We start from the raw sequence: 25,991 nt of genomic DNA, 5'->3' as shown, positions 1-25,991 counted from the left end.
GTAATTCGGTATTGAGCATTGGGGGTGAGTACTGGCAGCACGCCAACATTTTGCCTAACGTCTAGCGTTACATGCCAATCAATTCACTCATCTAGAGTCTCATCCAGAGAGTATAGTGGTAACTCTGATAGTCATTTTGCCGCAGTCACTATGATCAAGCTGCGAGGCCTGAGCTGATACTGGCAAGTCCCCTAATAGTTAATAGACTTGTTCATCATCAGAATCAATATACAACTCAACTCTATGCTGCGCAGCGTCAACGTGAGTACGCATATGGATCGGGTTACAGCATACGCGGCAATCATCGTAATAGTCTTGATCGCCACAGCTGATGTCGATGTTAATATGCTGATGATGACCGCAATGGGGGCAGCTGATCACTTTGTCTATAATTCTCATCCGTCGGCTCCTTGGTAACCTGTTGCACTGCGACCACCATCAACGGCGATCACTTGACCAGTAATGTAGTGCGCATCAATTAAAAAGTTAACTGCGTGGGCTATGTCGTCAACAGTGCCACAGCGCCGCAGTGGGATCTGCTTTAGCACTTGCTCTTGGGCAGCATCATTGGCTTGCTCAGGCCATAGTATCGCGCCTGGAGAGACCCCATTTACACGCACTTTGGCGCCAAGTTCTTGCGCTAATGAATAGGTCGCCATTTTTAACGCAGCTTTCGACATTGAGTATAGTCCATGGCCTAGTAATGGCCTGTCTGCGTGGATATCAATTAAGTTAATCACACATCCCTGATTATCCGTTAATATGCGCTTTAGCCCTTGTACAATAAGATAGGGCGCCATTAAATTTACCGACAATAGGCGAGTCAAGGCGCTGTGACCGACAATCGAGTTATCTGCAGTGAATAAAGAGGCGTTATTGATAACGACTTTCAAGGCGGGGCATTGCTGTGAAACTTGGTCTATAAGATGCTCTATCTCTTGAGCTTGACTCAAGTCAGCATGGAATAATCGGCAGGAGTTTGTTCTAGTGGCATTAAGTTGATCGCAGACCGCTGTTGCATCATAGCTCGAACGTGAGTAATGCAGTGCGATGTTGTAGCCCAATTGATGTAAATGTAGTGCGACTGCACGGCCAATTCGCTGTGCGCCGCCGGTAATCAGTACCCAATTATTCATCTTAAATGACGTCCTAGCTTATTATAAAATACAGTAATAAAGCTTAACAGCCTTGAACTTTAGGATCAGTAGTGAATGAGATTAATGTGACTACCTATTAAGTCTAAGTCGCGAATTGGTGGTTTTTAGTGAGAATAAGTAGCGTCGGGGCGGCATTACTCTTGCGATTTATGGCTCCGCCCCCTAAAATGACCGCCCTGCGTTGGAGAATCCCAAAACTTTAGTAATGTTTTGCTCTTCAGATGCTTATTTCTTTTGACTTAAATAACCAAGTGGCCCTACGTGGGGGTCACCACTGGATAAGGAATTTTCATGCCTGTAATTACACTTCCTGATGGTAGCAAGCGCGAGTTTGCTCATGCCGTATCTACATTTGATGTCGCCGCCGATATCGGTCCAGGCCTTGCTAAAGCCTGTATCGCAGGTCGCGTTAATGGTGAGCTAAAAGATGCTTGCGATCTGATTGAATCGGATGCTGAACTCGCTATCATCACGGCAAAAGATGAAGAGGGCGTTGAAATATTACGTCACTCGTGCGCGCATCTATTAGGTCATGCCATCAAGCAAATGTGGCCAGAAACCAAGATGGCTATCGGGCCTGTGATCGACAACGGTTTTTACTATGATATCGATCTAGAACATAAGTTGACTGAAGATGATATCGACGAACTAGAAAAACGCATGCTTGCGCTAGCAAAAACCGATTATAAGGTGATTAAACGCGTAGTGAGCTGGCAAGAAGCACGTGACACTTTTGAGTCGCGTGGTGAAGTGTATAAAATGGCAATTTTGGATGAGAACATCAGTAAAGATGATTCGCCAGCACTTTATCATCACGAAGAGTATATCGACATGTGTCGTGGTCCTCATGTGCCGAACATGAAGTTTTGTCATCACTTTAAGTTAATGAGTGTGGCTGGCGCCTATTGGCGTGGTAACTCTGACAATAAAATGTTGCAACGTGTCTACGGTACAGCATGGGCTGATAAGAAAGCATTAAAGACCCATCTTACTCGTCTAGAAGAGGCGGCTAAACGCGACCATCGTAAAATCGGTAAGCAACTTGACTTGTATCATATGCAAGAAGAAGCACCAGGAATGGTGTTTTGGCACAATGATGGTTGGAGTTTGTTCTTAGAATTAGAAAAGTTCATTCGCCAAAAATTAGGACAATATACCTATCAAGAGGTGAAAGGTCCTTTGATGATGGATCGTGTGCTTTGGGAACGTAGTGGCCATTGGGATAAGTATTCTGAAGCCATGTTTACGACACATTCTGAAAGTCGTGAATATGCCGTTAAGCCGATGAACTGCCCGGGTCATGTGCAGATTTTCAACCAAGGTTTAAAATCATATCGCGATCTTCCGCTACGTATGGCTGAGTTTGGCTGCTGTCACCGTAACGAACCATCAGGCTCATTACATGGCTTGATGCGCGTCCGCGGTTTTACTCAAGATGATGCGCATATTTTCTGTACCGAAGAACAAGTGCAGCAGGAAGTGAGCGCCTGTATCAAGATGGTTTACGATACGTATGAAACATTCGGCTTTAAAGATATCGTAGTGAAGTTGTCCACTCGCCCTGAAAAGCGTATCGGCGATGACGAGATGTGGGATAGGGCCGAGCAAGCATTAATGGACGCATTACAGGCAAATGAGATCGAATATGAGATTCTGCCTGGCGAAGGTGCCTTCTATGGCCCTAAAATTGAATTTACATTGCATGATTGCTTAGACAGAGCGTGGCAATGTGGTACAGTGCAGCTCGATTACGCACTGCCTGGGCGTTTAGGTGCAACTTATGTTGCCGAAGACAATAGTCGTCAAACGCCAGTGATGATCCATCGTGCTATTTTAGGCTCCTTAGAGCGCTTCCTCGGCATTTTGATTGAAGAATACGCGGGTAAATTCCCAACTTGGCTTGCTCCAGTGCAAGCGGTTGTGATGAACATTACCGACAAACAATCAAATTATGTCGACGAAGTTGTCAATTTATTCAAAGATCAGGGAATTCGTGCTTCGAAAGACTTGAGGAATGAGAAGATAGGCTTTAAAATACGCGAACACACACTAAGGCGTGTCCCCTATCTTTTGGTCGTTGGTGACCAAGAAATGGAAAATAGGGAAGTAGCGGTGCGAACCAGAGATGGTGTTGACTTGGGTAAAATGCGAATCGAAGATTTTGCTGCCAAGGTCAAACAACAAATTTCGCTCCGTAGTCTAAATATGTTGGAGGAATAGGTCATAAAGATCAAAAAAACAGATGCGCGCAAAGCAGCGGCAAATAGAATTAACGAACTCATTGTAGGCGTACCAGAAGTACGTCTAAGTGGGTTAGATGGTGAAGTTATCGGTATTGTCAGCCTCAAGGAAGCTCAAGAGCTTGCAGACGAAGCTGGTGTTGATCTGGTAGAGATTAGCCCTAATGCTGAGCCGCCTGTATGTCGTATTATGGACTACGGGAAGTTCATTTTTGAGAAAGGGAAAGCTCAAAAAGAACAAAAAAAGAAGCAAAAACAGATACAGGTGAAGGAAGTTAAATTCCGTCCCGGTACTGATGAAAACGACTATCAGGTAAAACTACGCAACCTGACGCGTTTTCTAAATGACGGCGACAAAGCGAAAGTTACGCTTCGTTTCCGTGGTCGCGAGATGGCTCACCAGAGTCTTGGTATGAATCTTTTGAATCGTATTAAAGATGACTTGGCTGAGATAGCAGTTGTTGAGTCCTTTCCAAAAATGGAAGGACGTCAGGCTGTGATGGTACTCGCGCCGAAAAAGAAATAGTAAGGCAACCATGAAAAGTAGCAGAGACCTTTTTAGGGATTCTGCTCGCCTTGCGTTTTATTAATGTCCCAATGCGGAGTTTTAGCAATGCCTAAAATGAAAACAGACAAGGGTGTACAAAAGCGTTTTAAGAAAACCGCTAACGGTTTTAAGCGCAAGCAAGCCCATTTACGTCATATTTTGACAAAGAAGAGCACTAAGCGTAAACGTCACTTACGTGCAAAATGTTTAGTTGCAAAGTCTGATGTGCCAGCAATCGCACGTCAACTACCATACGCTTAATTAGAGGAGTAAAGAACAATGCCTAGAGTTAAGCGTGGTGTAACCGCTCGTGCTCGTCACAAGAAAGTACTAAAACTAGCCAAAGGTTATTACGGAGCTCGCTCACGTACTTACCGTGTTGCAAAGCAAGCCGTAACTAAAGCTGGTCAATATGCTTACCGTGACCGTCGTCAAAAGAAACGTCAATTCCGTCAATTATGGATTGCACGTATCAATGCGGCTTCTCGTCAAAATGGTCTGTCTTATAGCCGTTTCATCAACGGTCTTAAGAAAGCGTCTATCGAAATCGATCGTAAGATTTTGGCTGACATCGCTGTATTCGACAAAGTTGTGTTTGCAACTTTAGTTGAAAAAGCAAAAGAAGCATTAGCTAAGTAATTAGTATGTATTGCTTGGAAAAGGGGCCTTAGGGCCCCTTTTTTATTGCTTGTATCTTTACCCTAATGCGTTTTACTACTCTCTTTTGATATGGTTTATCACTAATATATCGGTTGCTAATGATTTGTGTATTTTACTAAAACAATAAACGGGCTGCTTACTTGTGAATTTTCTGGTAGTAGTTATTAGGGAGCAATATCTCCCTTCTTTAGAGCAGTAAGCTTCAATGAGCTTATTATTGATGACAGTATGCCCATCAAAGTATAGGGCGTTAGCGAGTGATGATTTTTAATAAACAGAGTGATTGGCAGAGTGACAGAGGGAGGAGTAATACATAAAGTTAACTTAATATCAGTACTTACGTTGATATGTCTATAATTTATATACCTTTATGTACTACAAAAAAAAGCAGGCTAAGCCTGCTTTTTTAATTAACGGATGATAAGTTTTATTTTAATGCATCAAGATAACGTTCGGCATCGAGTGCCGCCATACACCCAGTGCCAGCGGATGTGATAGCTTGACGATAATGTTGATCCATAACATCCCCCGCTGCAAATACCCCCTCAATACTGGTTTGAGTTGCATTGCCTTCTAGGCCACTTTGAACTTTGATGTAACCGTTGTTCATTTCGAGTTGGCCTGCAAACATTTCAGTATTCGGCTTATGACCAATTGCAACAAAAACACCCATCACTTCCAACTCAGTGATTGATCCATCTTTGGTACTCTTCATCTTTAGGCCGGTAACACCCATGTTGTCACCAACGACTTCTTCTAAAGTATTGTCCAGATGAAGTATGATGTTGCCGTTCTCAACTTTATCCATTAACCGTTTGGTTAGGATTTTTTCTGAGCGGAAACTGTCACGACGATGGATAAGATGAACTTCAGAAGCAATATTACTTAGGTACAGGGCTTCTTCAACTGCGGTATTACCGCCGCCGATCACAGCCACTTTCTGGTTACGGTAGAAGAAACCATCGCAGGTTGCACAGGCCGAAACTCCCTTACCTTTAAATGCTTCCTCTGATTCGAGGCCCAAGTACATGGCAGATGCACCCGTTGAGATGATCAGAGCATCACAAGTATATTCGCCACTGTCACCTTTTAATTGGAAAGGACGGACTTGTAAATTGACTTCATTGATATGGTCAAATACGATTTCGGTGTCGAACTTCTCTGCGTGTTTTTGCATCCGCTCCATTAATGCGGGACCAGTAAGATCGTCAGCATCACCAGGCCAGTTTTCAACTTCAGTCGTGGTGGTTAATTGACCACCTTGCTGCATCCCGGTGATCATCACAGGTTTTAAGTTAGCTCTGGCAGCATATACGGCTGCAGTATATCCGGCGGGACCAGAACCCAAAATTAGTAAGTTACAGTGTCTAGCTTGGCTCATCTTTCTCTCCGTGCCTTTAGCGAATTGCAGCGATTGTAGGGAATTTAATGGTGAGGGTAAAGGCAATCTTTTAGATTGACCTAATCGAAAAAGGGAGCCAGAAGGCTCCCTTTGTGTTGTTCTAGCCAGAAGTTAAGCTAATAAAATTTTGGGGTCGACAAATTCAAGCCCTAAGGCTTCAGCGACTTCCTTACAGGTGATCTTGCCGTGCATAACGTTAAGACCGTTAAGCAAGTGCTTATCTTGCAATAAAGCATTGCGATAACCTAAGTCTGCCAGTTTTATGATATAAGGCAGGGTTGCATTGTTTAATGCAACAGTAGATGTTCGCGCAACGGCACCTGGCATGTTTGCTACGCAGTAGTGAACCACGTCATCTACAATATAGGTCGGATCTTGGTGGGTAGTTGCATGAGAGGTTTCAACACAACCACCTTGGTCAATGGCAACATCAACAATCGCGCTACCAGGCTTCATCTGCTTGATATGCTCTTTAGTGACCAGTTTCGGCGCTGCAGCGCCAGGCACCAATACTCCGCCAATTACCAAGTCTGCCTCTAATACATGTTTTTCAATGGCTGCAGCAGTGGAGTAAATGGCCTTAACTCGATTATCAAACTGGGCATTTAACCGGCGCAGGGCATCGATACTGCGATCCAGAATGACTACGTCAGCACCGAGGCCTACCGCCATTTGCGCCGCGTTTGTACCAACCATACCGCCACCGATAATCACGATTTTTGCTGGCTCAACCCCAGGTACACCACCAAGTAGCATACCTCGGCCACCTTTAGATTTTTCAAGTGCCATGGCACCGGCTTGAATCGACATACGCCCCGCCACTTCAGACATCGGAGCCAGTAGCGGTAAACCACCACGGTTATCAGTAACAGTTTCGTAAGCGATACAAACGGCGCCGCTGCTAACAAGATCGTTCGTCTGTGGCAAATCTGGTGCAAGGTGAAGGTAGGTAAATAGCAGTTGATCTTGACGCAACATGGCGCGTTCAACGGCTTGTGGTTCTTTAACTTTGACAATCATCTCTGCTTTTTCAAACACTTCTTTTGCAGTGTTTAATATAGATGCCCCAGCATCAATGTAGTCTTGGTCGTTAAAGTCAATGCCTAAACCAGCATTGGTCTCCACGTAAACAACATGACCTTTATTGGTCAATTCGCGGACACTAGACGGTACCATACCGACACGATACTCGTGGTTTTTGATTTCTTTAGGTACACCAATTATCATCTTCGAGCCTCAAAATGTAGAAAAACCCATTTTTGTGGGTTGTATTGTTATTTTATATAACCTGAACGTGATTGTTTCAGGGAAATCTAGTATAGTATCACTTCGGCAGTTAATACTGCCGTATTTCGGGTGTATGCAGAACTAAATATTGTTTTAGTGATAAAGCAAGGTCAAAAATATGCTTAATAATAAAAAGAGTCCTATAAAAGACTTAGATCGGATCGACCGTAACATTCTTAATGAGTTACAAATGGATGGCCGCATTTCTAATGTTGAGTTATCTAAGCGTGTAGGTTTAAGCCCTACACCTTGTTTAGAGAGAGTTAAAAGACTCGAAAAGCAGGGGTATATCAATGGTTATACAGCGTTAGTAAATCCTCATTTTCTTGGGGCGTCCTTATTAGTGTTTGTTGAGATAACGCTTAATCGTGATACTGCTGAAGTATTTGATAAATTTAATCGGGCAGTTCAGTTACTAGATGATATTCAAGAATGTCACCTAGTTTCTGGAGACTTCGACTATTTGTTAAAAACTCGCGTATCAGATATGTCCGCATATCGTCGCTTGTTAGGTGAAACGTTATTGAAGTTGCCTGCGGTTTCAGATACCCGTACATACGTGGTGATGGAAGAAGTAAAGCAAACCAATAGAGTGGCAATCAATGTCACACTAGAGTCATAGATCTTTTAAGTCGTCAAAAGGGGCTTTTGAAGCTCCTTTTTTTTATCCCGCACATAATTTCATCAACAAGCCCCATTATCCTCATCTATTGCGCTGTATCAACAGGGAAAACGCTGCACCTTGTAGATTATTTTGGTATCTTAGCGCTACCTATTATTTTTGCATCATGGGTTTTCGTTTGTCTAAGGGAAATAGTGTAAAAACACTCAGTGGCATACAGCGTCTACTAGAAGGTGGACTGATTTTTTGCTGTATGGTGGCGACATTTATTCTACTGGCATTAAGCAGCTTTCATTCATCCGATCCCGGATGGAGCCAGTCACATTTCGATGGTGAGATTAAGAACCTTACCGGTGCGGTAGGGGCTTGGCTGGCCGATGTATTATTCTATTTTTTTGGCTATACAGCCTATATTATTCCGGTGATAATCGCTTTAACGGGCTGGTTGCTTTTTAAACGTATCCATAAACTCCTCGAGATCGATTACTTCTCGGTTGGCCTTCGGCTTATCGGTTTTTTGTTGATCATGTTTAGCCTTGCGGCACTCGCAAGTATGAATGCGAACGATATTTATGAGTTTTCTGCAGGCGGAGTATCGGGTGATGTGATCGGCAGTGCCATGTTGCCTTATTTCAACCAACTCGGTACTACCTTACTGTTACTTTGCTTTGTCGGCGCAGGTTTTACCTTACTCACAGGAGTGAGCTGGTTAACCATTATTGATGCTATCGGCTATGGCACTATTTGGTGTTTTAGTCAATTAAAAACGATTCCAGAAAAGTTCTCTAGTGCACCTGAAACGGATGATACTAAAGGCTTTATGTCTGTAGTGAATCGGTTTAAAGAACAGCGCCGCCAACGTCATGAAGATGCGTTTGGCGCTGAAGATCTTGAGGATGATCAAGATGATCGCTTAGGTGATCGGTCTGTGAGTGATAACGACAGTATTATCGATATGGCTCATATTAGTGCCGATGTGGATGACGCAGCGTCATTACATACCAAAGAGAAACCGAATAACGCGAAATTGAGCCAAATAGCGCCGTCAATCAACAGTGACCTTGATGATGAGATAGATTTTGATGCCAAGCATTCAACGGGCGCAGTGGTTGCTGCTAAGCGTAAGCACGAAACTGAGAAAGCTAAAATAGTGGATGGTGTTGTTGTCCTTCCCGGCGGCGATAGTGCACAACCCACTAAACCCAGCACGCCATTACCCGACATCTCATTACTGGATGTACCTAATCGCAAAGCCAATCCTATAAGCCCTGAAGAGTTGGAGCAAGTGGCGAGGCTGGTTGAAGTTAAGCTTGCCGATTTTAATATTGTCGCCAATGTCGTCGGTGTTTTCCCTGGGCCAGTGGTGACTCGCTTTGAATTAGAGCTCGCTCCAGGGGTTAAAGCGTCTAAAATTACCAACTTATCGAAAGATTTGGCCCGTTCTCTGCTAGCTGAAAGTGTGCGTGTTGTCGAGGTCATCCCGGGTAAAGCCTATGTGGGGCTTGAATTGCCCAATAAGTTCCGCGAAACCGTATTTATGCGTGATGTTTTGGACAGCAAAGCCTTTGCCGAGAGTCAATCACATTTAAGTATGGTACTTGGGCAAGATATTGCGGGTGAACCCGTTGTCGTTGATTTGGGTAAAATGCCTCATTTATTGGTGGCAGGTACCACGGGGTCGGGTAAGTCGGTCGGGGTCAATGTGATGATCACCAGCTTGTTATATAAGTCTGGCCCAGACGATGTACGTTTTATTATGATTGACCCTAAAATGCTCGAATTGTCTGTCTACGAAGGCATTCCCCATTTACTGTGTGAAGTGGTGACGGACATGAAGGAGGCGGCCAATGCCCTGCGCTGGTGTGTCGGTGAGATGGAGCGTCGTTATAAGTTGATGTCCGCACTCGGGGTGCGTAATCTCAAGGGCTATAATGCTAAAATTAAAGAGGCTAAGGCGCGAGGCGAGGTGATAACCGATCCGCTATGGCGCTCGCAAGATAGCATGGAAGAGCAAGCTCCCGAACTGGATAAGCTGCCTTCAATTGTGGTGGTTGTGGACGAATTTGCCGATATGATGATGATTGTCGGTAAAAAAGTGGAAGAACTTATCGCTCGTATCGCTCAGAAAGCGCGTGCTGCAGGGATCCACTTAATTTTAGCGACTCAGCGCCCTTCAGTCGATGTGATAACGGGTTTAATTAAAGCCAATATTCCAACACGTATGGCGTTCCAAGTGTCATCACGCATCGACTCGCGTACTATTCTCGATCAGCAAGGTGCTGAAGCCTTGCTTGGTATGGGTGATATGCTTTACTTGCCACCAGGAACAAGTGTGCCTAATCGGGTGCATGGTGCATTTATTGACGATCATGAAGTCCATGCGGTTGTTGCCGATTGGCACCGCCGCGGTAAGCCACAATATATTGATGAAATTTTACAGGGCTCAGCGGAAGGTGAACAAGTATTGTTGCCTGGCGAAGCAGCTGAAAGCGATGAAGATACCGATGCGCTTTATGACGATGCCGTTGCCTTTGTTACCGAAACACGCCGCGGCTCTATCTCTAGTGTTCAACGTAAATTTAAGATTGGTTATAACCGTGCTGCGCGTATTATCGAGCAGATGGAGGCGCAAGGTGTGGTGAGCTCTCAAGGACACAATGGTAACCGAGAGGTATTAGCGCCGCCTCCACCTAAAGTGTATTAACTTATCTTTGCCAATAAATACCGTTGTTCGACTTTTGCGCTTTAGACATAAATAGGAACAGAAAATCATGATGTTGACTCGAATTGCGTTACTCGCTTTAAGCTTCCCTTTGCTGTTTACTGCGCAGGCCAGTGCCGATGATGCGGCCTCTTTAAAGCAAAAGCTAAGCGATTTAAACAGTTTAAAAGCCCAATTTAGCCAAACCGTTACCGACATTAATGGTAAGGTTATTCAGCAGGGCGAGGGGACATTTGCCCTTGCTGTGCCTAATCAATTTTATTGGCATTTAACTTCACCAGATGAATCTCTCATTGTGGCTGATGGCCAGGATGTGTGGATTTACAATCCGTTTGCAGAAGAGGTGTCAGTACTTGATTTAAATCAGGCTATTGAGGCGTCTCCTATCGCCTTATTGGTTCACCGTGATGATTATACTTGGCAACAATATCAGGTCACCCAAGCTGACAACTGTTACTCCATAGCGCCTAAAGATGTCGATGCTGGGGTCGCCAAGGTTGAAGTGTGTTTTAACGCCAGCAGTTTACAAACCATGAAGCTTGAAGATCAGCAAGGGAATCTCAGCGAGTTTAACTTGTCAGAGCAAGCGACGCTGGCTGATGTCGACAAGAGCCTGTTTAAATTTACCGTTCCCGAAGGCGTGGATATTGACGATCAACGCTTAAAAGCGGTTAAGTAGGCAAGCTTGTGTCAACGCTAACCTTCGATTTCGCCCCTGACTTTAGGCCACTTGCGGCCAGAATGCGTCCAGAAACCATAGAGCAATATATTGGCCAAGGTCATCTGCTCGATGCTGGCAAACCGCTGCGTAAAGCGCTTGAGGCGGGTCGAACTCATTCCATGATGTTGTGGGGCCCACCCGGTACAGGCAAAACAACCTTAGCTGAGTTGATTGCCAAGTACACTAACGCCCATGTCGAGCGGATCTCCGCGGTCACCTCTGGCGTTAAAGAGATCCGCACCGCCATCGAGCATGCTAAAAATGTCGCCCAGTCTCGTGGGCAGCGCACCTTGTTATTTGTTGATGAGGTGCATCGCTTTAATAAGAGCCAGCAAGATGCCTTTTTGCCTTTTATTGAAGATGGTACGGTGATTTTTATCGGCGCCACCACCGAGAACCCCTCGTTTGAAATTAATAACGCACTCTTATCACGGGCGCGAGTTTATTTAATTAAACGCTTAACCGATGATGAGATCAAAGCCATAGTGCAACAGGCGCTGCATGATGAGCAGCGTGGCTTAGGTAAACGTCAGTTACATATGCCCGATGCGGTGGCGACAAAGTTAGCTGCGCTCTGCGAAGGAGATGCGCGTAAAGCGCTAAACCTTGTTGAGTTAATGAGCGACATGATTGCCGATGGCGAATATTTTAATGAAACGCTGTTAATCGATGTGGCGGGTCAGCAATTGGCTGGGTTCGATAAAAATGGCGATCAATATTATGACCTTATTTCAGCGGTGCATAAATCGATTCGCGGCTCTGCGCCCGATGCGGCGCTGTATTGGTTTTGCCGCATGCTTGAAGGCGGCTGCGATCCTCTCTATATCGCCAGACGATTGCTAGCCATCGCCTCTGAAGATATCGGCAATGCCGATCCGGTGGCAATGACGGTGGCGCTTAATGCTTGGGACTGTTTTCATCGAGTAGGCCCCTCTGAAGGTGAACGTGCTATAGCCCAAGCCATAGTGTATTTAGCCAGTGCGCCCAAAAGCAACGCGGTTTACACCGCCTTTAAAGCTGCCCGAGCCTTGGCGCGTGAAACTGGTCAGGCCCCAGTGCCTAACCATCTGCGTAATGCGCCGACACAATTGATGGCCGATATTGGTTTAGGTGAAGGCTATCGTTATGCTCATGACGAGCCGCAATCCTATGCCAGTGGTGAATGCTATTTCCCTGAAGAGTTAGCTCATAGTCGTTTTTATTACCCAACCGAGCATGGGTTTGAAAAGCGCATTAAGGCTAAACTCGAATTATTAGCTCAGCTCGACAGCCAAAGTGAGTTGAAACGGTATGAGTAATCTACTGTTTGTTGCAATAGGGGGCTCAATAGGGGCGGTTTTTCGTTATCTTATCTCAATATTGATGATTCAGGTATTTGGCTCAGCATTTCCTTTTGGTACACTGGTCGTTAATACCCTTGGCTCATTTTTGATGGGCGTGATTTATGCGCTCGGTCAAGTCAGTGATGTCAGTCCGGAAATGAAAGCTCTCGTGGCGGTAGGTCTATTAGGGGCGCTGACAACATTTTCAACCTTTTCCAATGAAACCTTGCTGTTAATTCAACAAGGCCAGTGGTTGAAAGCTTTTATTAATATCGCTCTGAACCTTTGTCTATGCCTTTTCATGGTTTACATAGGGCAGCAATTGGTTTTTTCTCGCATTTAACTATTAAGAAACTAAAAACATGTTAGATCCCAAATTTTTAAGAACAGAATTAGAAGCGACGGCCGAGCGTCTCGCAACCCGTGGGTTTATTCTTGACGTTGGTCGTTTAAGCCAGTTAGAGGAAAAGCGTAAGTCACTGCAAGTGGCGACTGAAGAGTTACAAGCTTCGCGTAACGCCATCTCTAAATCCATTGGCCAAGCCAAAGCCAAAGGCGAAGATGTGGCGCCTATCATGGCACAAGTAGGCGATTTGGGTGCCGAGCTTGATAGCAAAAAAGCAGAGTTAGCGACCCTACTCGACGAACTTAACGCGATTGCGATGAGCGTGCCTAATCTCCCTGATGAATCGGCTCCAATTGGCGCGGACGAAAATGATAATGTGGAGATCCGTCGCTGGGGTGAACCAAAACAATTTGATTTTGAAGTCAAAGATCATGTTGATTTAGGTGAACTGCACAGTGGTCTTGATTTCAAAAATGCAGTTAAAATCACCGGCTCACGCTTTATCGTGATGAAAGGACAAATTGCCCGCATGCATCGTGCCTTGGCGCAGTTCATGCTTGATCTACACACCAATGAACATGGTTATACCGAAGCTTATGTTCCATTATTGGTCAACGAAGACAGTCTGTTAGGTACAGGCCAATTGCCAAAGTTTGGTGAAGATCTGTTTCACACCAAACCGGCTACTGAAGAGGGTCAAGGCTTAAGCTTGATCCCAACGGCAGAAGTACCATTGACCAACCTTGCACGCGATAACATTATCGATGAAGACGAGTTGCCTGTTAAACTTACTGCGCATACCGCATGTTTTAGAAGCGAAGCCGGCTCTTACGGTCGTGATACGCGAGGACTTATTCGCCAGCATCAGTTCGATAAAGTGGAATTAGTGCAATTGGTTAAGCCAGAAGACTCAATGGCGGCGCTAGAAAGCCTGACTCAACATGCCGAAACGGTATTACAAAAGCTGGGGCTGCCTTACCGTACTGTGGTGTTATGTACTGGCGATATGGGCTTTGGCGCGGCGAAGACCTTCGATATCGAAGTCTGGTTGCCAGCGCAAAATACCTATCGTGAAATTTCATCATGCAGCAACATGCAAGATTTCCAAGCTCGTCGCATGCAAGCGCGTTATAAAGCGAAATCAGCCAAAAAACCTGCGCTACTGCACACGCTTAATGGCTCAGGTCTGGCCGTTGGTCGTACTCTGGTTGCCGTGTTAGAAAATTATCAAAATGCCGATGGTTCTATTACGGTACCTGAGGCGTTACGTCCTTATATGGGTGGCATGACTCAAATAGGCTAACGCTTAGAGAACATAGACTTAATGGATAACGGTAGGCACTCGTTTCAGTGGCTGACCTATGTAGTCATTATCTGTATTTTCGTTGGCGTCATGCTAGCTACATTTGGTAAAGCAGTCTTGTTGATATTAAAAAACCTGTAATAAAAAAGCCTAGCGATGCTAGGCTTTTTTGTATTGAATCAAGGCATTAATGCTTATGGGCTATTGCTTATTGGTCATCACTGGCACCATGACTGAGTTTTAACTGCATCAAGGGTCGATGCCGTTTGGTTAAATACATTTTGCCGGTTTTGGCAGGCCTGCTATCTTAGTCGCTTGCTTGGCTGGCCCCACCGGAAATAGGGTGTAAAGATATTTAGAGTTGCCTTTTTCGGCGCCGAGCGCCTGACCAATGGCCTTAACTAATACTCGTATTGCTGGGCTGGTGTTGTATTCTAAATAAAAATTGCGCACAAAATGTATCACCTCCCAATGGGCTGGAGTGAGTTCTATATTCTCACCCGCGGCAATAACCTTGGCCAGCTCCTCATGCCAATCGTTGACATTTTTAAGGTACCCTTGAGCATCAGTTTCAATTTTTTCAGCTTGATATTGTATGTAGTTCACCAGGTTATCACCTTTGAATTAAGCAATGTTTGTTGCACAAACCCTTGTTGAGTAATGCCGCAGTAATTGGCCAGCAGGTCACCAAGTCCACGAGCTTCGACATCATCTTGCAGCAGCAATACGTTCCGCTGTGCTAACGCTTGTTGCCACTTCACCTGCAGCAAAAGATTAACGGCATCGCCACATAACAGCAGGGTATCTTGCTCAGCCATATAGCGCAAACATGTGGTTAGCGCAGTATCATCTGCTTGAATAATATGTAATATCATTAGTATACAAACACCTCATCGGCTAGCTGTAATTGCGCGGTTATCGCCTCTGGCTCTAGTGGCTCGACCGTTATCGCACAGTGCTCAAGGTTGAGTGTTCTAGCTTGTAATGACTGCTGGCAAACAAACACTTGCTCAATATCATAGAGGGGCAGGGCCTTAAAGGTTGCAATATAATCACGGCAACCAATTTGTGCTGGCTGTTGATTAGCAAGCAGATTGAGCACACCATCATCGACAAATATTAAGGTGACTTGTTGTTCAAAACTGGCGCTAAGCAGCGCAAAATCAAGCCCTTCACGGCTACTGGCACTGCCATGAGGGGCATGGCGAAACACTACGGTGATTTTTTTCATGATGTTCCTACAAGAGACGCTAAAAACAGACCACTCTATCAGCCTGTTCTATACCAGTAACCAATTCACCCAAACCGCCCATAACAAAAGGGTTATCACAGTTCCAATGGGTAAGTTGTTGTTCGCTGGCTTCTGTTTGCGATAACACGCCGCGTCTTAATGCGGCCGAGACACAATTAATTAAAGCGACATTATGTTGTTGCCCCAATGCTATCCAAGCCTTAGTGAGGTCGAATTCGTCAGAAGCGGGGCTATTTAAACTGTTGGTTGATAATACGCCATCTTGATAAAAGAATACCCGAAGGATCTCATGACCTTCAGCGATAGCCGCCTTGGCAAAGCACAATGCTTTAAAACTGGTGTTTTGACCGTAGGCGGGTTGATTGACTTGAATTAAAATTTTACTCATGAAGACCAATAATCCCAATAATGGAGCAAAAAAAGCTCCCATAATTGGGAGCTATTCTATCGCAATTTATCCCTGTATCCCAAACAGACGCGAAGTCCTTTAGGGACAGGGGCTAAGCGGTAAATTAATCGTCGCCGCCAATCCCCATTAGATGCAGGATAGAGATAAATAAGTTTAAGAAATCCAAGTATAGCGAGATAGTCGCGCGAATATAGTTGGTTTCACCGCCGTTAACGATGCGGCTGGTATCATATAAAATGAATCCTGTCATCAATAATGCGACACCCGCGTTCAGCGCCATAAATACGGTGCCACTACCAATAAAGATATTGGCGATACCCGCAACGATTGCAATCACCAAACCGGCAATTAAAAAGCCACGCATAAATGAAAAATCTTTTTTCGTGGTTAGGGCATAACCTGACAGAGCGATAAACACCACTGAGGTTAAGCCTAAGGCCTGCATGATCAGCTGTGGGCCGTTCGCCATACCCGCATAGTGGTTAAGTATATAGCCTAAAGACGCACCTTCCATGCCTGTAAATGCAAACACCCAAAAGAGTCCTGCAGCGGTTTCGGCTTTTCTTAATGTGACAAATAACAGTACTAGCCCGCCAAGGGATAATCCCAATGACATCATAGGCCCAATCTGCATCGCCATTGCAAGGCCGGCACATAATGCAGAGAATGCGAGTGTCATCGACAATAGCATATAGGTATTTTTAAGCAGTTTATTAACAACTTCTGTCGAAGCATGTCCTGCGTACAGTGTTTCTTGTGTCATCTTTTTCTCCAGTGACCCGAAATAACTTTTGCTTAGCGTTATTGCTTAATCAGAGTGACTCAATAGTATAAAGTGGCAATAATCATTTGAGTTCATTCATATTCAACAGTTCCATTAAATGAATAGAATTTTACGCTAGTCAATGTCCATGGCTAAATCATACCTGAGCCAGCGCTGAGGTAAAAGCGCTAGTCATCGATTTATACTAATTGATTGATGCTAAATGATTAATGAAACCAATCTCGTTGCAATTTTTCACTGTCGCCTAAGTAATCCAATACCCACGCCATCGCCGGAGACATATTGGCATCGTTCCAAGCCAAGCAGCACGGGCTAGGGGCCTTGGGCCTCTCTAACTGTTTTTCGATAAGCGCGCCCGCCTGAATAAAGGGCGCAGCAAAATGGTTAGGCATGTACCCTATGCCTAACCCTTCACGGAAACAGTTAATTGCGCGTATCCAATCGGGAACGACTAAGCGACGTTGATTTTCCAGCAGCCAGGTCATGCGTTTGGGGATCTCACGTGAGGTATCTTCAAGACAAATTGCAGGGTAAGCCTTAAGTTCATCGTCAAGTAAAGGGCGGTCAATTGCTGCTAATGGGTGATGTTTACTAACCAAGAAGGTCCAATCGATATGGCCCATATCTTTAAAGCGATAATCGCCGCCAACGGGGATGGCGGTGGTTGCGCCAATGGCAATATCGCTGCGACCTGTGGCAATAGACTCCCAAACCCCATTAAACACTTCAATGCGAATGATCAGCTCGACATTGTCGAAATGGCGATAAAAATCAGCAATCAATACACTGATCTTGTCGGCTCTTACAATGTTATCGAGTGCGATAGATAATGTCGGCTGCCAGCCATTAGCAACCCGTTTAGTATTGTCTTTTAAGGCTTCAATATTGGTGAGCACTTGGCGGGCTTGTTTGACAAAGTGCTCGCCCGCAGGCGTTAAGCTGACACTGCGATGGTGACGTTCAAACAGCACCACACCTAACTCTTCTTCTACTTGCTTAACTGCGTAACTCACAGCAGAAGGGACTTTATGCAGCTTATTGGCCGCGGCGGTAAAACTGCCCGCGCGGGCCACCATATCGACAAGTTTCATGGATTGTTCTGAAAGCATACTCTTTAGGTCCTTGCTGTGAGAATTTTTCAAACCTGTAAGCAAAAATAAACGCTTCACAAGCAATAAGCAAGTATCTACACTCCGCGATTCGTTATTTGGTTATTAGTGTGAATGTATGAATTTTATGAATAAATGCTCAAAATTGCTGTTTTTTATCTATCTTGCGTTGCTGAGTATGTTGGGTTTTGTTGCAACTGATATGTATTTACCTGCTTTCAAAGCAATTGAGGCAACATTTGGAACAACCCCTAGCCATGTGGCAAGTTCATTGACCTTTTTCTTAGCTGGTTTAGCTATTGGTCAATTGTTGTATGGACCATTAGTGCAGCGTTTTGGTAAGCGTAACAGCCTACTATTTGGGTTGGTGATCTTCGGCAGTGCCAGTTATATGGTTGCGGTGAGTGATTCTATGTGGCTGTTTAATCTTGGTCGCTTCTTCCAGGCTATTGGTGCCTGCAGTGCTGCTGTAATTTGGCAAGCCATCGTTATCGATAAATATGAGGCGACTGAAGCACAAAAGATGTTTGGTAATATTATGCCTTTGGTGGCTCTATCACCGGCGTTAGCGCCCATACTAGGCGCTTACGTATTAGAGCATAGCGAATGGCGCAGCATATTTATGCTATTAACTGGCCTCACTGTGTTGTTGATGCTGGCAACCATGATGTGGGTTAAACCTGAGCAAGTTGAAAGTAATGCTGAAGCACCTCAAAAGGTGGGTGTCAGTTATCTTGATATGCTTAAGAGTCCACAATACTTGGGTAACGTATTAATATTTGGCGCTTGCTCTGCGGCGTTCTTCTCGTATCTGACGCTGTGGCCGATCACTATGGAGCAACACGGTTACCAAGCCACTGAAATTGGCCTGAGCTTTATACCTCAAACTATCATGTTTATAGTAGGTGGTTACATGAGCAAAGTACTTATCCGTCGAGTCGGTGCCGAGCAAACCTTAACCATTTTATTGTTACTGTTTGGCATGTGCGTTGCCGGGATAGCGTTTAGCACCTTGGTGATGCAGGCTGACACCATTTGGCCTTTGTTGGGTATTTTCTCGGTATTAGCAGCGGCTAATGGTGCTTGTTATCCTATTGTGGTTAATTGTGCACTGCAGGTCTTTAAGCAAGCCTCAGCCAAGGCGGCAGGCTTACAGAACTTTTTACAGATAAGCTTAGCGTTCGGCGCATCATCGATTGTTGCGATATGGGCAATACATGCTGAAGTGACTATCGCTATCGCGATTGTCGTGTCATCAGTTGGTGTGCTGGCAGGGTACAAAATGCGCCGTTTAAATAGCTGGAGCCAGCTAAGTAAAAAGTTAAGTAAAGAACTGGCGGCGCCTGATAATTCGCGTGTTGGTATCCACAGCGACGAAAATTAATTGCCCTTTTCTTCGAAAGGGCAACATCTGCTTTCAAAATAAAACGATAGTAGGTGATAGCCCTTAGTTGATGGTTAGTTAAGCAGTTGATGCCGCGAATATCATTTTTACTTTACATCGATTAAAGAGCACTATATTATTCGCAGCGTTCGGAGAGATGGCAGAGTGGTCGAATGCACCGGTCTTGAAAACCGGCATGGGTTTATAGCCCATCTAGGGTTCAAATCCCTATCTCTCCGCCACATTAAAACAAAAGCCCGTTATCGAAAGATAACGGGCTTTTTGCTGTTTGTACTTCCGCTACTTGTATTCGTAAAGATAGCGACTTGAACCCTCGGGTTCCTATTGTTTAAAGTCAGCTATCTCTTTGCCATATTAAAACAAAAAGCCCGTTATCGAAAGATAACGGGCTTTTTGCTGTTTGTACTTCCGCTACTTGTATTCGTAAAGATAGCGACTTGAACCCTTGGGCGCCTATTGTTTAAAGTCAGCTATCTCTTTGCCATATTAAAACAAAAGGCCTTATCGAAAGGTGATGGGCTTTTTGCTGTTTGTACTTCCGCTACTTGTATTCGTAAAGATAGCGACTTGAACCCTCGGGTGCCTATTGTTTAAAGTCAGCTATCTCTTTGCCATATTAAAACAAAAGGCCTTATCGAAAGGTAACGGGCTTTTGCTGTTTGTACTACTGCAACTTGTTCTAGCGCTGGGGGATCCCCTCATAATTCGGGTCTCCCTGCTGTGTGAACCAACGTAATGTATTCATGCATTGCCCAGCGTAAATGTTGCTCTGTTATTCGATAGTTATCTCTCCGTCGTACTTTTTTCCCTAATTTTACAATCGAGAAGACCGGCCGATGCCTAATAGTGTTCGCCTGAAAGTGCTTTTGCCAACCGAAATGCAGGGCAATGATACCTATGCTCCACAAGGCAGTCTCAGCTAGCATGGCGATGAGTAACAAGAGATCTAATCGCTTAGGGCAACGACTTTAGCTGTGTCTTAGCCTCATGCCGTATTGTGGTCTTTTTAAGTCTATAAAGATCTCTTCAATCTGCATTGCCAGAGATGTTACGGCCTAGCAGCATCAAAGAGAGTTGATTGCCATCAAGTAGTGATTTTGTGGCAACCATAAGAGAAGTAAGGCGTTTCTTGTGGATTGAAGGGCATTGCTCGGTTAGTGATCCATGTAGTATTGTAATGTCGCGCATGGTGCTGTTCTAGTTTGTTTTTGGCGAAATTGATTAGATCAAACTACTAATTGATTGTAAAAGCAATTATCTGGGGATCCCCCAGAAATGGGCGTTATGTGCCAGACATCTGCAGGCAGCAAAGGGAAGCTTTATGACTGATTACTTTGGTTCTTGTCTATGCGGCACCGTGAAATTTGAAGTGCAAGGGGACTTTGATAGCTTTTATTTGTGTCATTGTCAGCATTGCCAAAAGGATAGCGGTTCTGCTCATGCGGCAAATTTATTTTCACAGTCAGCTAAATTAATTTGGTTGGCAGGTTCAGATTCAGTAACGACCTTTACGCTTGCAGGTACTCGCCACAAAAAAAGTTTTTGTAAGGTTTGCGGTTCAGCATTGCCAAGCACTCATGACGCAGGTCTTCTAGTCATTCCCGCTGGGTGTTTGGACATGGAAGTCTCTATGTCACCAACGGCTCACATCTTTACATCTAGCAAAGCTGTTTGGGATAAAGAATTAGACACATTACCAAAGTTCGACGGGCTGCCAGATTGATAGCCCATCACATAATAAATCAAAGCACTCGGACGTGGCAAAGCTGTCACCCTTTGTGCAAAAACACACACAAAATCCGCCAACTTCACCACGCCGGTGTTCGAGGCGTTAGGAGTACGAGTGACCCTAGAGCAGATTCTAAATCAAGCGAGTGATTATGAGCTTGACTACGGCGTTGCAGTAGATTTTGCTGGTTCAAAAAAGCAATCGCTAGTTGAGTTTGTAAACGATTTTGCAATAACGCTGGCGAAAGGATATCAAAATGGTCAATATGATTTTAAATTTGGAGATGGTGCTGCAAATTGGCTCTTTGGATTTATGACTGATGAAGTGTTTTTATCCTCTAACAACAACACACTGCCATCACCAGCGTATGATGTTTACTTGGCCTTTGATGAGGGGGAGTACCATCATCGAGGAGACTCAGATGATGTGGTGGCAGAGTTTAAATATACAAAACCAAGAGTTAATGAAATATTGTCGGGCAACCACTCCTAACAAATTACTTAGTTATTATCCATACAATAAGGATAGGCCGCGCGTAGCCGCGACCTTATCCCAAGTGTTGAACAAGCCCGAGGCTGCTTGTTTAGCTTGGATGCTAGTGTTATTCACCACTCAAGGCGGCGTTATGTGCTTGGAGGAAATATGCAATATATCGAAGTCAAAAGTAGCGAAACTCCTTTAGATTTATTGTTTGAAGCTGATCCTTGCGAAGCAAATATCGCGTCATATCTATCTGATTCATGGTGTTTTGCTGCATTAGATAATGGGCGAATTCTAGCTGCTTGTATCGTTAAGCCATAGACCTAAGGTATGCTCTTTAGAGGTCTGAGTTTAACTGTCTAGATAGTTGAAGCTGATGTGGTCATCAATGTCATTGATGATTGCTTTGTCAGGAAGTGCGCCGCGATAAAGATAGCGGGGCAGGTATTTTAGCGCTGGCAAGGTTAAAGGCGTTAAACAGGTCAAACTTAACCGTGTGCCATGAATGAGACGCTATGAGATCAGCGAACTATCACTTTAAATCAGCGGTACTCAAGTTATTAGACTAGCAGTCAAAGTAGGCTGAAATACGCCGTAGCGCACGGCTATAAGCATCGATAGTCGCAGGTCGCTTTCCTTGTAGTGTCAAGTTGGTAAGATATTGTTCATAAAGAGAATCAAAGCGTTGTTGTTAGGTTGGCAAGCCAAATCAGGTCGCCTCTAGAAAGTATTTAGGCAGGAAGGATAAAGAGGTTTTTTATCTTTTCTGCCGCGAAGCGGCTTCGTTTAACAGCTCGTTATAAGTGTTCTGAGATTTGAGGTCAAAATTAAACATGAAATGTTCTGTATTTATTGCAACTAGCGCTGATGGTTATATAGCAACACTAGGAGGCAATGTTGATTGGCTTCATACATCGGGTGATCAAGAAGCGGATATGAGTGACAGCCCAGATATGGGGTTTAATGATTTTATTTCATCGGTTGACTGTATGGTTATGGGGCGTAAATGCATGGAGACTTTGTCTAGTTTTAACCTCACTCCAGAGCAGTGGCCTTACGGGAATATCAAAATTTACGCACTGAGTCATTCGCTGACGCAAGCGGCAGTGAGTTTACGAGATAAAGTGGAGATGTATTCTGGCGATATCGGGGATCTTATCAATAAACTCGAGAGTGAGGGCTATGAGCATGCTTATATTGATGGTGGTACTACGATCACCTCGTTTCTAAATCGACAACTGATAAATGAAATGATCATCACTAAAGCCCCTGTTATCCTTGGCGGCGGCATTCCTCTCTTCGGTAAAGTTGCTCAACCTATTAAGTTAACATCCGCTTTTGCTAGGGTATATCCAAATGACTATATTCAAGTTAAGTATACAGTCAATTATTTATAACAGTGTTAAGCGGACAGTTAACGCCTAGTTCTTGCAATTCAAATCGATGCACATTTGAATTAATGTTGTCAATACCATACTGTCAGTTGGACAACCCAATATTGAGATACCGTTTTGCGCACAGTACTTAGAGATAAAATTGTTGAAGTATGTGATCTAAAGATTAAGCAGAAAGGCTCGGAAGTTGGGTTGTCTTTTTATGCATTCTTCAAAAATAGAAACGATCAGCCAGAGCTTCTCATGGAGGTGGCTCGCTGGTGGATCGAAACACATAAATTGGATCACTTCGAAAAAGCGATCAAGATCAAAGAGATGGTGAAGTCCGGTGCTTAGCCGTATTTAGTTAAGCACGTAACAATCTACTGGAGAAGCGTTTTTAGTCTAGAGCGATATTTCTGGTGCTTTTGGGCACAATTTTGAGTCAAAGTGGGACCTTATGTATTTTTAAAGAGGAAGTACGATGACACTGCAAAAATTGATGTCCGACTTAGCGCAAATGGGTATCGAGAATGATCGGATTCAATCTGAGATATCAAAAAATACCCCAATATAACAAGAGATACAGGTGAATTTCTCTCCATTCTTGTTCAGGCTACTCGTGCCAGTAAGATTTTAAAGATTGGCACATCTAATGGGTATTCCACACTTTGGTTGGCTTCTGTACTTCTAAGTTGCGGCAGAATTTACACTGTTGAGGTGAATCCACAGAAAATCTCAGAAGCTAGGCTTAACTTTGAACAAGCCGGTGTCAGCGCTAAGATCACTCAGCTAGCCGGGGACGTTAGTGAAGTTCTTGAGCATCTGACTGAACGAGTCGACTTCATATTTCTCGATGCTGACCGAAAGGCGTATTTATCATTAGCCGAACCATTATTTAATACCCTTGTGAGCCTGGTGGTTTACTTGTTTGTGATAATGCCATTTCTCATCGCGATGAGCTGGCAGATTTCACCCTTTGGTTAAACAAGCAAAATAACCTAAAGTCTGCCTTAGTGCCGGTTAGTAAAGGTGAGTTGCTTGTTTATAAAGTTGAAGTCGAGGTGAATTGAGCGATTTACAGGGGCTCGGTACATGAGATGTCGCATTGGGCATGCGTTGGGTTAGTTTATCATTGCCGGCTTAGTCATGATCCCCTTGTGACAGTGGCGCGCAGTCATCACAAGGATGTTGCGCCATATAAAGTTGTTGGGGGAGATCAAGCTAAGCATCTAGCTATAGATTCTGTGAATTACGTTCAGGCAATCCATCTAAGCCTTTGTCGTGCAGCATACAAGTTGATGTGGGCCGTCATGATGATTTGGCATATGTGCCATATCATTCACTGTAATAACGGCATCTTGTGTTAATCACATAAGACGTATAGCATGACTCATTTTATAAATTAACTAATTCTAAATTAACTGAGGATTTACAATGAGCCTGATACTCTATGGTGTGCCGCTGTCGCCATTTGTGCGTAAAGTACGTTTGTGCTTGGCTGAAAAGGCGCTGGATTATCAATTAGAGATAATCTCGCCATTTGATCAGCCGTCTTGGTATAAAGAGATAAACCCACTCAACCGTATTCCTGCGATTAAAGTGGGAGAGTTCACTTTGGCCGATTCGAGCGTGATCTGCCAATATCTCGAAGAGCAATACCCACAAGCGTTGAGCTTAATGGGTGATAATGCTGAACAAAATGCGCGCGTGCGTTGGTTAGCTAAATACGCCGATGACGAGCTAGCACCTCTGACAACCTTTAGTGTGTTTGCACAGCGTGTGCTCAGTAAAAGTATGGGGAAAGAGTGTGACGAAGGTGTTGTACAGTTAACACTGACTGAAAAACTGCCTGCTCATTTCGATTACCTTGAGCAACAGTTAGCCGGTAATGATTATTTTGTCGCAGGAAAGCTCACCTTAGCGGATCTGGCTTTCAGTTGTCAGATGGTTAATATGGAGCACGCTGGCGAGACAATTGATGCGACGCGTTGGCCATATTTAAGTGCTTTATATTTACGGGTTAAGGCGCGGGCATCGATGCAAGCCATGTTACCCGGCGAGCAAAATATTATCGCAAAAATAACGGCATAAGTTTGGTGAAGACCCAGTGCTGTTGATGCAAACTGAGATTAAACTGACTTAACTGCGGTGAATACTAAGCTCTATAAATACTAAGGCCTATCAATTAGTCGTTTGAAGTCAATCGTTACATAAAACGCTGTGATGACTAGATTGATATGATAAAAAGCCGCCAACCTTATGGATTGGTGGCATTTTTAAGGCTCAACAAACTGGTGAGTAGCATACAGACATCAAAGAGTGGTTAGCATCAAAGTACTTTCGACATAAACTATCCGCTTTCATAACAAGCCACTTAATCTGAGTTCTTCATCACAAAAAATGAGCAGACTACATGCCAGTACTATTATAAATAGTGTCAGGAAAGTAATATCCTCGCTGAGTATTGAGCTTGTAATCGTCACTTAATAAGTCAGGTGACAACTTGGTAGGTTATTCTTTTTTAAGTAGTTTTGGTGATACTCTTCGGCGCGGTGAAACGGCATCGCGGGCACTATTTCTGTGACTATTTGGCGCATCCCCCATTTTCCGCTTCGCGCTAAGGCAAGCTTCGATTGCTCAGCTGCCGCTTTTTGTTGCTGATCGTAAAAAAAGATCGCGCTGCGATATTGATGACCTATGTCACCGCCTTGCATGTTAAGCATGGTCGGGTTGTGATTAGACCAAAATACGGCTAAAAGTTGTTCATAACTGACTCGATGTTCGTCATATTCAACCTGAACTACTTCAGCGTGACCGCTGTTACCTTGTTTGACTTGTTCGTAAGTGGTGCGTTTATCGTCACCGCCCATGTAACCACAGCTTGCTGCTGTCACCCCTTCAATTTGTCTGAAAAAGTACTCTACACCCCAAAAACAACCAGCACCAAATGTGGCTATAGCCATCTGTACACCCCATGACGTTTAATTGATATGCCTATATAGCAGGTAGAGGAGCAAGTTATCAGTATTCCTCTTTAGCCAGTGTAGACGTCTAGATGGCTTTATTGTGTGGTGGCTTTAATGAGATTGCAAGTTTAATTTACCGGTCACTAAGTTAT

General features: G+C 44.2%; 29 protein-coding genes, 1 tRNA gene and 2 pseudogenes. 19 read left to right on the top strand and 13 right to left on the bottom strand.

The genetic code is table 11. From position 1 onward, the window contains the following. Positions 1-198: 198 nt before the first annotated feature. Together DVO77_RS08150 and DVO77_RS08145 are read right to left on the bottom strand one after the other, a co-directional pair. Entirely contained in the window at positions 199-399 is a 201-nt protein-coding gene (locus DVO77_RS08150) for a CPXCG motif-containing cysteine-rich protein (RefSeq protein WP_110457704.1), read from the bottom strand. Beyond that, positions 396-1,136, bottom strand: a complete 741-nt coding sequence (locus DVO77_RS08145) for an SDR family oxidoreductase (RefSeq protein ID WP_119977976.1) — start codon at positions 1,134-1,136, stop codon at positions 396-398. The genes DVO77_RS08150 and DVO77_RS08145 overlap by 4 nt, the downstream gene beginning before the upstream one ends. A 312-nt stretch (positions 1,137-1,448) precedes the next feature. Here DVO77_RS08145 and thrS point away from each other — a divergent pair, with 312 nt between their 5' ends. The 4 genes from thrS (at position 1,449) to rplT (ending at position 4,583) form a co-directional block, all read left to right on the top strand. Further along, positions 1,449-3,377: a threonine--tRNA ligase gene (gene thrS / locus DVO77_RS08140; RefSeq protein WP_119977975.1), complete on the top strand. Its 1,929-nt coding sequence runs from the start codon at positions 1,449-1,451 to the stop codon at positions 3,375-3,377. A 3-nt stretch (positions 3,378-3,380) separates the two neighbouring features. After that, entirely contained in the window at positions 3,381-3,923 is a 543-nt protein-coding gene (infC, locus tag DVO77_RS08135; protein ID WP_119977974.1) for a translation initiation factor IF-3, read from the top strand. An 87-nt stretch (positions 3,924-4,010) separates the two neighbouring features. Continuing rightward, entirely contained in the window at positions 4,011-4,205 is a 195-nt protein-coding gene (rpmI, locus tag DVO77_RS08130; protein WP_011865828.1) for a 50S ribosomal protein L35, read from the top strand. Positions 4,206-4,223: 18 nt separating this feature from the next. Beyond that, the gene (gene rplT / locus DVO77_RS08125) at positions 4,224-4,583 is read left to right on the top strand and encodes a 50S ribosomal protein L20 (RefSeq protein WP_011865827.1); all 360 of its coding nucleotides are present in this window, start codon (positions 4,224-4,226) and stop codon (positions 4,581-4,583) included. A gap of 448 nt (positions 4,584-5,031) precedes the next feature. On the opposite strand, the gene trxB is transcribed toward rplT, so the two are convergent. Together trxB and ald are read right to left on the bottom strand one after the other, a co-directional pair. Then, on the bottom strand, positions 5,032-5,985 hold the full coding sequence (trxB, locus tag DVO77_RS08120) for a thioredoxin-disulfide reductase (protein ID WP_110457700.1): 954 nt from the start codon (positions 5,983-5,985) through the stop codon (positions 5,032-5,034). A 132-nt stretch (positions 5,986-6,117) separates the two neighbouring features. Next, on the bottom strand, positions 6,118-7,233 hold the full coding sequence (gene ald, locus DVO77_RS08115; protein ID WP_119977973.1) for an alanine dehydrogenase: 1,116 nt from the start codon (positions 7,231-7,233) through the stop codon (positions 6,118-6,120). 178 nt (positions 7,234-7,411) lie between these two features. Between ald and lrp the strand changes: the two genes are divergently transcribed. The 6 genes from lrp to serS all read left to right on the top strand — a co-directional run bounded on the left by lrp (position 7,412) and on the right by serS (position 14,329). Next, positions 7,412-7,915: a leucine-responsive transcriptional regulator Lrp gene (gene lrp / locus DVO77_RS08110; protein ID WP_110457698.1), complete on the top strand. Its 504-nt coding sequence runs from the start codon at positions 7,412-7,414 to the stop codon at positions 7,913-7,915. A gap of 178 nt (positions 7,916-8,093) precedes the next feature. Then, positions 8,094-10,619 (top strand): DNA translocase FtsK, encoded by a 2,526-nt coding sequence (locus DVO77_RS08105; protein WP_119978043.1) that lies wholly within the window; start codon positions 8,094-8,096, stop codon positions 10,617-10,619. Positions 10,620-10,689: 70 nt separating this feature from the next. After that, positions 10,690-11,316 carry an outer membrane lipoprotein periplasmic chaperone LolA gene (gene lolA / locus DVO77_RS08100; protein ID WP_110457859.1) on the top strand — a complete coding sequence of 209 codons (627 nt, stop codon included), beginning with the start codon at positions 10,690-10,692 and terminating at the stop codon, positions 11,314-11,316. Between the two features lie 8 nt (positions 11,317-11,324). Next, positions 11,325-12,656: a replication-associated recombination protein A gene (locus DVO77_RS08095; protein ID WP_119977972.1), complete on the top strand. Its 1,332-nt coding sequence runs from the start codon at positions 11,325-11,327 to the stop codon at positions 12,654-12,656. Next, entirely contained in the window at positions 12,649-13,023 is a 375-nt protein-coding gene (gene crcB / locus DVO77_RS08090) for a fluoride efflux transporter CrcB (RefSeq protein ID WP_110457696.1), read from the top strand. Before DVO77_RS08095 ends, crcB begins: the two co-directional genes overlap by 8 nt. A 19-nt stretch (positions 13,024-13,042) precedes the next feature. Next, positions 13,043-14,329 (top strand): serine--tRNA ligase, encoded by a 1,287-nt coding sequence (gene serS, locus DVO77_RS08085; protein ID WP_119977971.1) that lies wholly within the window; start codon positions 13,043-13,045, stop codon positions 14,327-14,329. 270 nt (positions 14,330-14,599) lie between these two features. Here the strand turns inward: serS and DVO77_RS08080 are convergent, their stop codons facing one another. From DVO77_RS08080 to punR, 6 genes are all read right to left on the bottom strand, one after another. Continuing rightward, positions 14,600-14,935: a TusE/DsrC/DsvC family sulfur relay protein gene (locus DVO77_RS08080; RefSeq protein WP_119977970.1), complete on the bottom strand. Its 336-nt coding sequence runs from the start codon at positions 14,933-14,935 to the stop codon at positions 14,600-14,602. Beyond that, a complete protein-coding gene (tusB, locus tag DVO77_RS08075) occupies positions 14,932-15,204 on the bottom strand; it encodes a sulfurtransferase complex subunit TusB (protein WP_119977969.1) in 273 nt (90 codons plus the stop codon). The genes DVO77_RS08080 and tusB overlap by 4 nt, the downstream gene beginning before the upstream one ends. Next, positions 15,204-15,560, bottom strand: coding sequence for a sulfurtransferase complex subunit TusC (tusC, locus tag DVO77_RS08070; protein WP_119977968.1), 357 nt, complete (start codon positions 15,558-15,560; stop codon positions 15,204-15,206). Before tusC ends, tusB begins: the two co-directional genes overlap by 1 nt. A 19-nt stretch (positions 15,561-15,579) precedes the next feature. Then, positions 15,580-15,969, bottom strand: a complete 390-nt coding sequence (tusD, locus tag DVO77_RS08065; RefSeq protein ID WP_119978042.1) for a sulfurtransferase complex subunit TusD — start codon at positions 15,967-15,969, stop codon at positions 15,580-15,582. A 124-nt stretch (positions 15,970-16,093) separates the two neighbouring features. After that, positions 16,094-16,753, bottom strand: coding sequence for a Bax inhibitor-1/YccA family protein (locus DVO77_RS08060; protein ID WP_110457691.1), 660 nt, complete (start codon positions 16,751-16,753; stop codon positions 16,094-16,096). Positions 16,754-16,980: 227 nt separating this feature from the next. Then, entirely contained in the window at positions 16,981-17,883 is a 903-nt protein-coding gene (punR, locus tag DVO77_RS08055; RefSeq protein WP_110457690.1) for a DNA-binding transcriptional activator PunR, read from the bottom strand. A gap of 118 nt (positions 17,884-18,001) precedes the next feature. Here punR and punC point away from each other — a divergent pair, with 118 nt between their 5' ends. Then, complete coding sequence (punC, locus tag DVO77_RS08050) at positions 18,002-19,267, top strand: purine nucleoside transporter PunC (protein WP_373317402.1); 1,266 nt, start codon at positions 18,002-18,004, stop codon at positions 19,265-19,267. Positions 19,268-19,418: 151 nt separating this feature from the next. Beyond that, positions 19,419-19,509: transfer RNA gene (locus tag DVO77_RS08045), tRNA-Ser, on the top strand. A gap of 477 nt (positions 19,510-19,986) precedes the next feature. Here the strand turns inward: DVO77_RS08045 and DVO77_RS19240 are convergent. After that, positions 19,987-20,325 (bottom strand): annotated as a pseudogene (locus DVO77_RS19240) (IS4 family transposase); the annotation flags it as partial. Between the two features lie 284 nt (positions 20,326-20,609). Between DVO77_RS19240 and DVO77_RS08040 the strand changes: the two are divergent. The 3 genes from DVO77_RS08040 to DVO77_RS08030 all read left to right on the top strand — a co-directional run bounded on the left by DVO77_RS08040 (position 20,610) and on the right by DVO77_RS08030 (position 21,818). Then, the gene (locus DVO77_RS08040; RefSeq protein WP_119977967.1) at positions 20,610-21,011 is read left to right on the top strand and encodes a GFA family protein; all 402 of its coding nucleotides are present in this window, start codon (positions 20,610-20,612) and stop codon (positions 21,009-21,011) included. Between the two features lie 120 nt (positions 21,012-21,131). Further along, entirely contained in the window at positions 21,132-21,509 is a 378-nt protein-coding gene (locus DVO77_RS08035; RefSeq protein ID WP_119977966.1) for a hypothetical protein, read from the top strand. 150 nt (positions 21,510-21,659) lie between these two features. Then, on the top strand, positions 21,660-21,818 hold the full coding sequence (locus DVO77_RS08030) for a hypothetical protein (protein WP_211328786.1): 159 nt from the start codon (positions 21,660-21,662) through the stop codon (positions 21,816-21,818). Positions 21,819-21,851: 33 nt separating this feature from the next. On the opposite strand, the pseudogene DVO77_RS19405 reads toward DVO77_RS08030, so the two are convergent. Then, positions 21,852-21,959 (bottom strand): annotated as a pseudogene (locus tag DVO77_RS19405) (IS91 family transposase); the annotation flags it as partial. Positions 21,960-22,330: 371 nt separating this feature from the next. On the opposite strand from DVO77_RS19405, the gene DVO77_RS08015 reads away from it, so the two are divergent. The 4 genes from DVO77_RS08015 to DVO77_RS08000 all read left to right on the top strand — a co-directional run bounded on the left by DVO77_RS08015 (position 22,331) and on the right by DVO77_RS08000 (position 24,964). Then, positions 22,331-22,894, top strand: a complete 564-nt coding sequence (locus DVO77_RS08015; RefSeq protein WP_119977965.1) for a dihydrofolate reductase family protein — start codon at positions 22,331-22,333, stop codon at positions 22,892-22,894. A 114-nt stretch (positions 22,895-23,008) separates the two neighbouring features. After that, on the top strand, positions 23,009-23,227 hold the full coding sequence (locus DVO77_RS08010; RefSeq protein ID WP_119977964.1) for a DUF6500 family protein: 219 nt from the start codon (positions 23,009-23,011) through the stop codon (positions 23,225-23,227). Between the two features lie 198 nt (positions 23,228-23,425). After that, positions 23,426-23,857 carry an O-methyltransferase gene (locus tag DVO77_RS08005; RefSeq protein WP_211328789.1) on the top strand — a complete coding sequence of 144 codons (432 nt, stop codon included), beginning with the start codon at positions 23,426-23,428 and terminating at the stop codon, positions 23,855-23,857. 450 nt (positions 23,858-24,307) lie between these two features. Beyond that, the gene (locus DVO77_RS08000) at positions 24,308-24,964 is read left to right on the top strand and encodes a glutathione S-transferase family protein (RefSeq protein WP_119977963.1); all 657 of its coding nucleotides are present in this window, start codon (positions 24,308-24,310) and stop codon (positions 24,962-24,964) included. A 392-nt stretch (positions 24,965-25,356) separates the two neighbouring features. On the opposite strand, the gene msrA is transcribed toward DVO77_RS08000, so the two are convergent. After that, complete coding sequence (gene msrA, locus DVO77_RS07995) at positions 25,357-25,836, bottom strand: peptide-methionine (S)-S-oxide reductase MsrA (protein WP_119977962.1); 480 nt, start codon at positions 25,834-25,836, stop codon at positions 25,357-25,359. Positions 25,837-25,991: the final 155 nt, after the last annotated feature.

This window comes from Shewanella algidipiscicola, from assembly GCF_003605125.1.
In the GTDB taxonomy this organism is placed as follows: domain Bacteria; phylum Pseudomonadota; class Gammaproteobacteria; order Enterobacterales; family Shewanellaceae; genus Shewanella; species Shewanella algidipiscicola.
This window is presented reverse-complemented; position numbering and strand designations above follow the sequence as displayed.

Excerpts from the sequence above, each read along its gene's own strand:
- thrS (WP_119977975.1), top strand. The coding sequence starts at position 1,449 with ATGCCTGTAATTACACTTCCTGATGGTAGCAAGCGCGAGTTTGCTCAT.
- rplT (WP_011865827.1), top strand. The coding sequence starts at position 4,224 with ATGCCTAGAGTTAAGCGTGGTGTAACCGCTCGTGCTCGTCACAAGAAA.
- DVO77_RS08015 (WP_119977965.1), top strand. The coding sequence starts at position 22,331 with ATGAAATGTTCTGTATTTATTGCAACTAGCGCTGATGGTTATATAGCA.
- tusD (WP_119978042.1), bottom strand. The coding sequence starts at position 15,969 with ATGAGTAAAATTTTAATTCAAGTCAATCAACCCGCCTACGGTCAAAAC.
- rpmI (WP_011865828.1), top strand. The coding sequence starts at position 4,011 with ATGCCTAAAATGAAAACAGACAAGGGTGTACAAAAGCGTTTTAAGAAA.
- ald (WP_119977973.1), bottom strand. The coding sequence starts at position 7,233 with ATGATAATTGGTGTACCTAAAGAAATCAAAAACCACGAGTATCGTGTC.
- msrA (WP_119977962.1), bottom strand. The coding sequence starts at position 25,836 with ATGGCTATAGCCACATTTGGTGCTGGTTGTTTTTGGGGTGTAGAGTAC.
- tusC (WP_119977968.1), bottom strand. The coding sequence starts at position 15,560 with ATGAAAAAAATCACCGTAGTGTTTCGCCATGCCCCTCATGGCAGTGCC.
- crcB (WP_110457696.1), top strand. The coding sequence starts at position 12,649 with ATGAGTAATCTACTGTTTGTTGCAATAGGGGGCTCAATAGGGGCGGTT.
- punR (WP_110457690.1), bottom strand. The coding sequence starts at position 17,883 with ATGCTTTCAGAACAATCCATGAAACTTGTCGATATGGTGGCCCGCGCG.
- DVO77_RS08060 (WP_110457691.1), bottom strand. The coding sequence starts at position 16,753 with ATGACACAAGAAACACTGTACGCAGGACATGCTTCGACAGAAGTTGTT.
- tusB (WP_119977969.1), bottom strand. The coding sequence starts at position 15,204 with ATGATATTACATATTATTCAAGCAGATGATACTGCGCTAACCACATGT.
- punC (WP_373317402.1), top strand. The coding sequence starts at position 18,002 with ATGAATTTTATGAATAAATGCTCAAAATTGCTGTTTTTTATCTATCTT.
- lrp (WP_110457698.1), top strand. The coding sequence starts at position 7,412 with ATGCTTAATAATAAAAAGAGTCCTATAAAAGACTTAGATCGGATCGAC.
- serS (WP_119977971.1), top strand. The coding sequence starts at position 13,043 with ATGTTAGATCCCAAATTTTTAAGAACAGAATTAGAAGCGACGGCCGAG.
- DVO77_RS08040 (WP_119977967.1), top strand. The coding sequence starts at position 20,610 with ATGACTGATTACTTTGGTTCTTGTCTATGCGGCACCGTGAAATTTGAA.
- DVO77_RS08000 (WP_119977963.1), top strand. The coding sequence starts at position 24,308 with ATGAGCCTGATACTCTATGGTGTGCCGCTGTCGCCATTTGTGCGTAAA.
- trxB (WP_110457700.1), bottom strand. The coding sequence starts at position 5,985 with ATGAGCCAAGCTAGACACTGTAACTTACTAATTTTGGGTTCTGGTCCC.
- DVO77_RS08150 (WP_110457704.1), bottom strand. The coding sequence starts at position 399 with ATGAGAATTATAGACAAAGTGATCAGCTGCCCCCATTGCGGTCATCAT.
- DVO77_RS08145 (WP_119977976.1), bottom strand. The coding sequence starts at position 1,136 with ATGAATAATTGGGTACTGATTACCGGCGGCGCACAGCGAATTGGCCGT.
- lolA (WP_110457859.1), top strand. The coding sequence starts at position 10,690 with ATGTTGACTCGAATTGCGTTACTCGCTTTAAGCTTCCCTTTGCTGTTT.
- DVO77_RS08030 (WP_211328786.1), top strand. The coding sequence starts at position 21,660 with ATGCAATATATCGAAGTCAAAAGTAGCGAAACTCCTTTAGATTTATTG.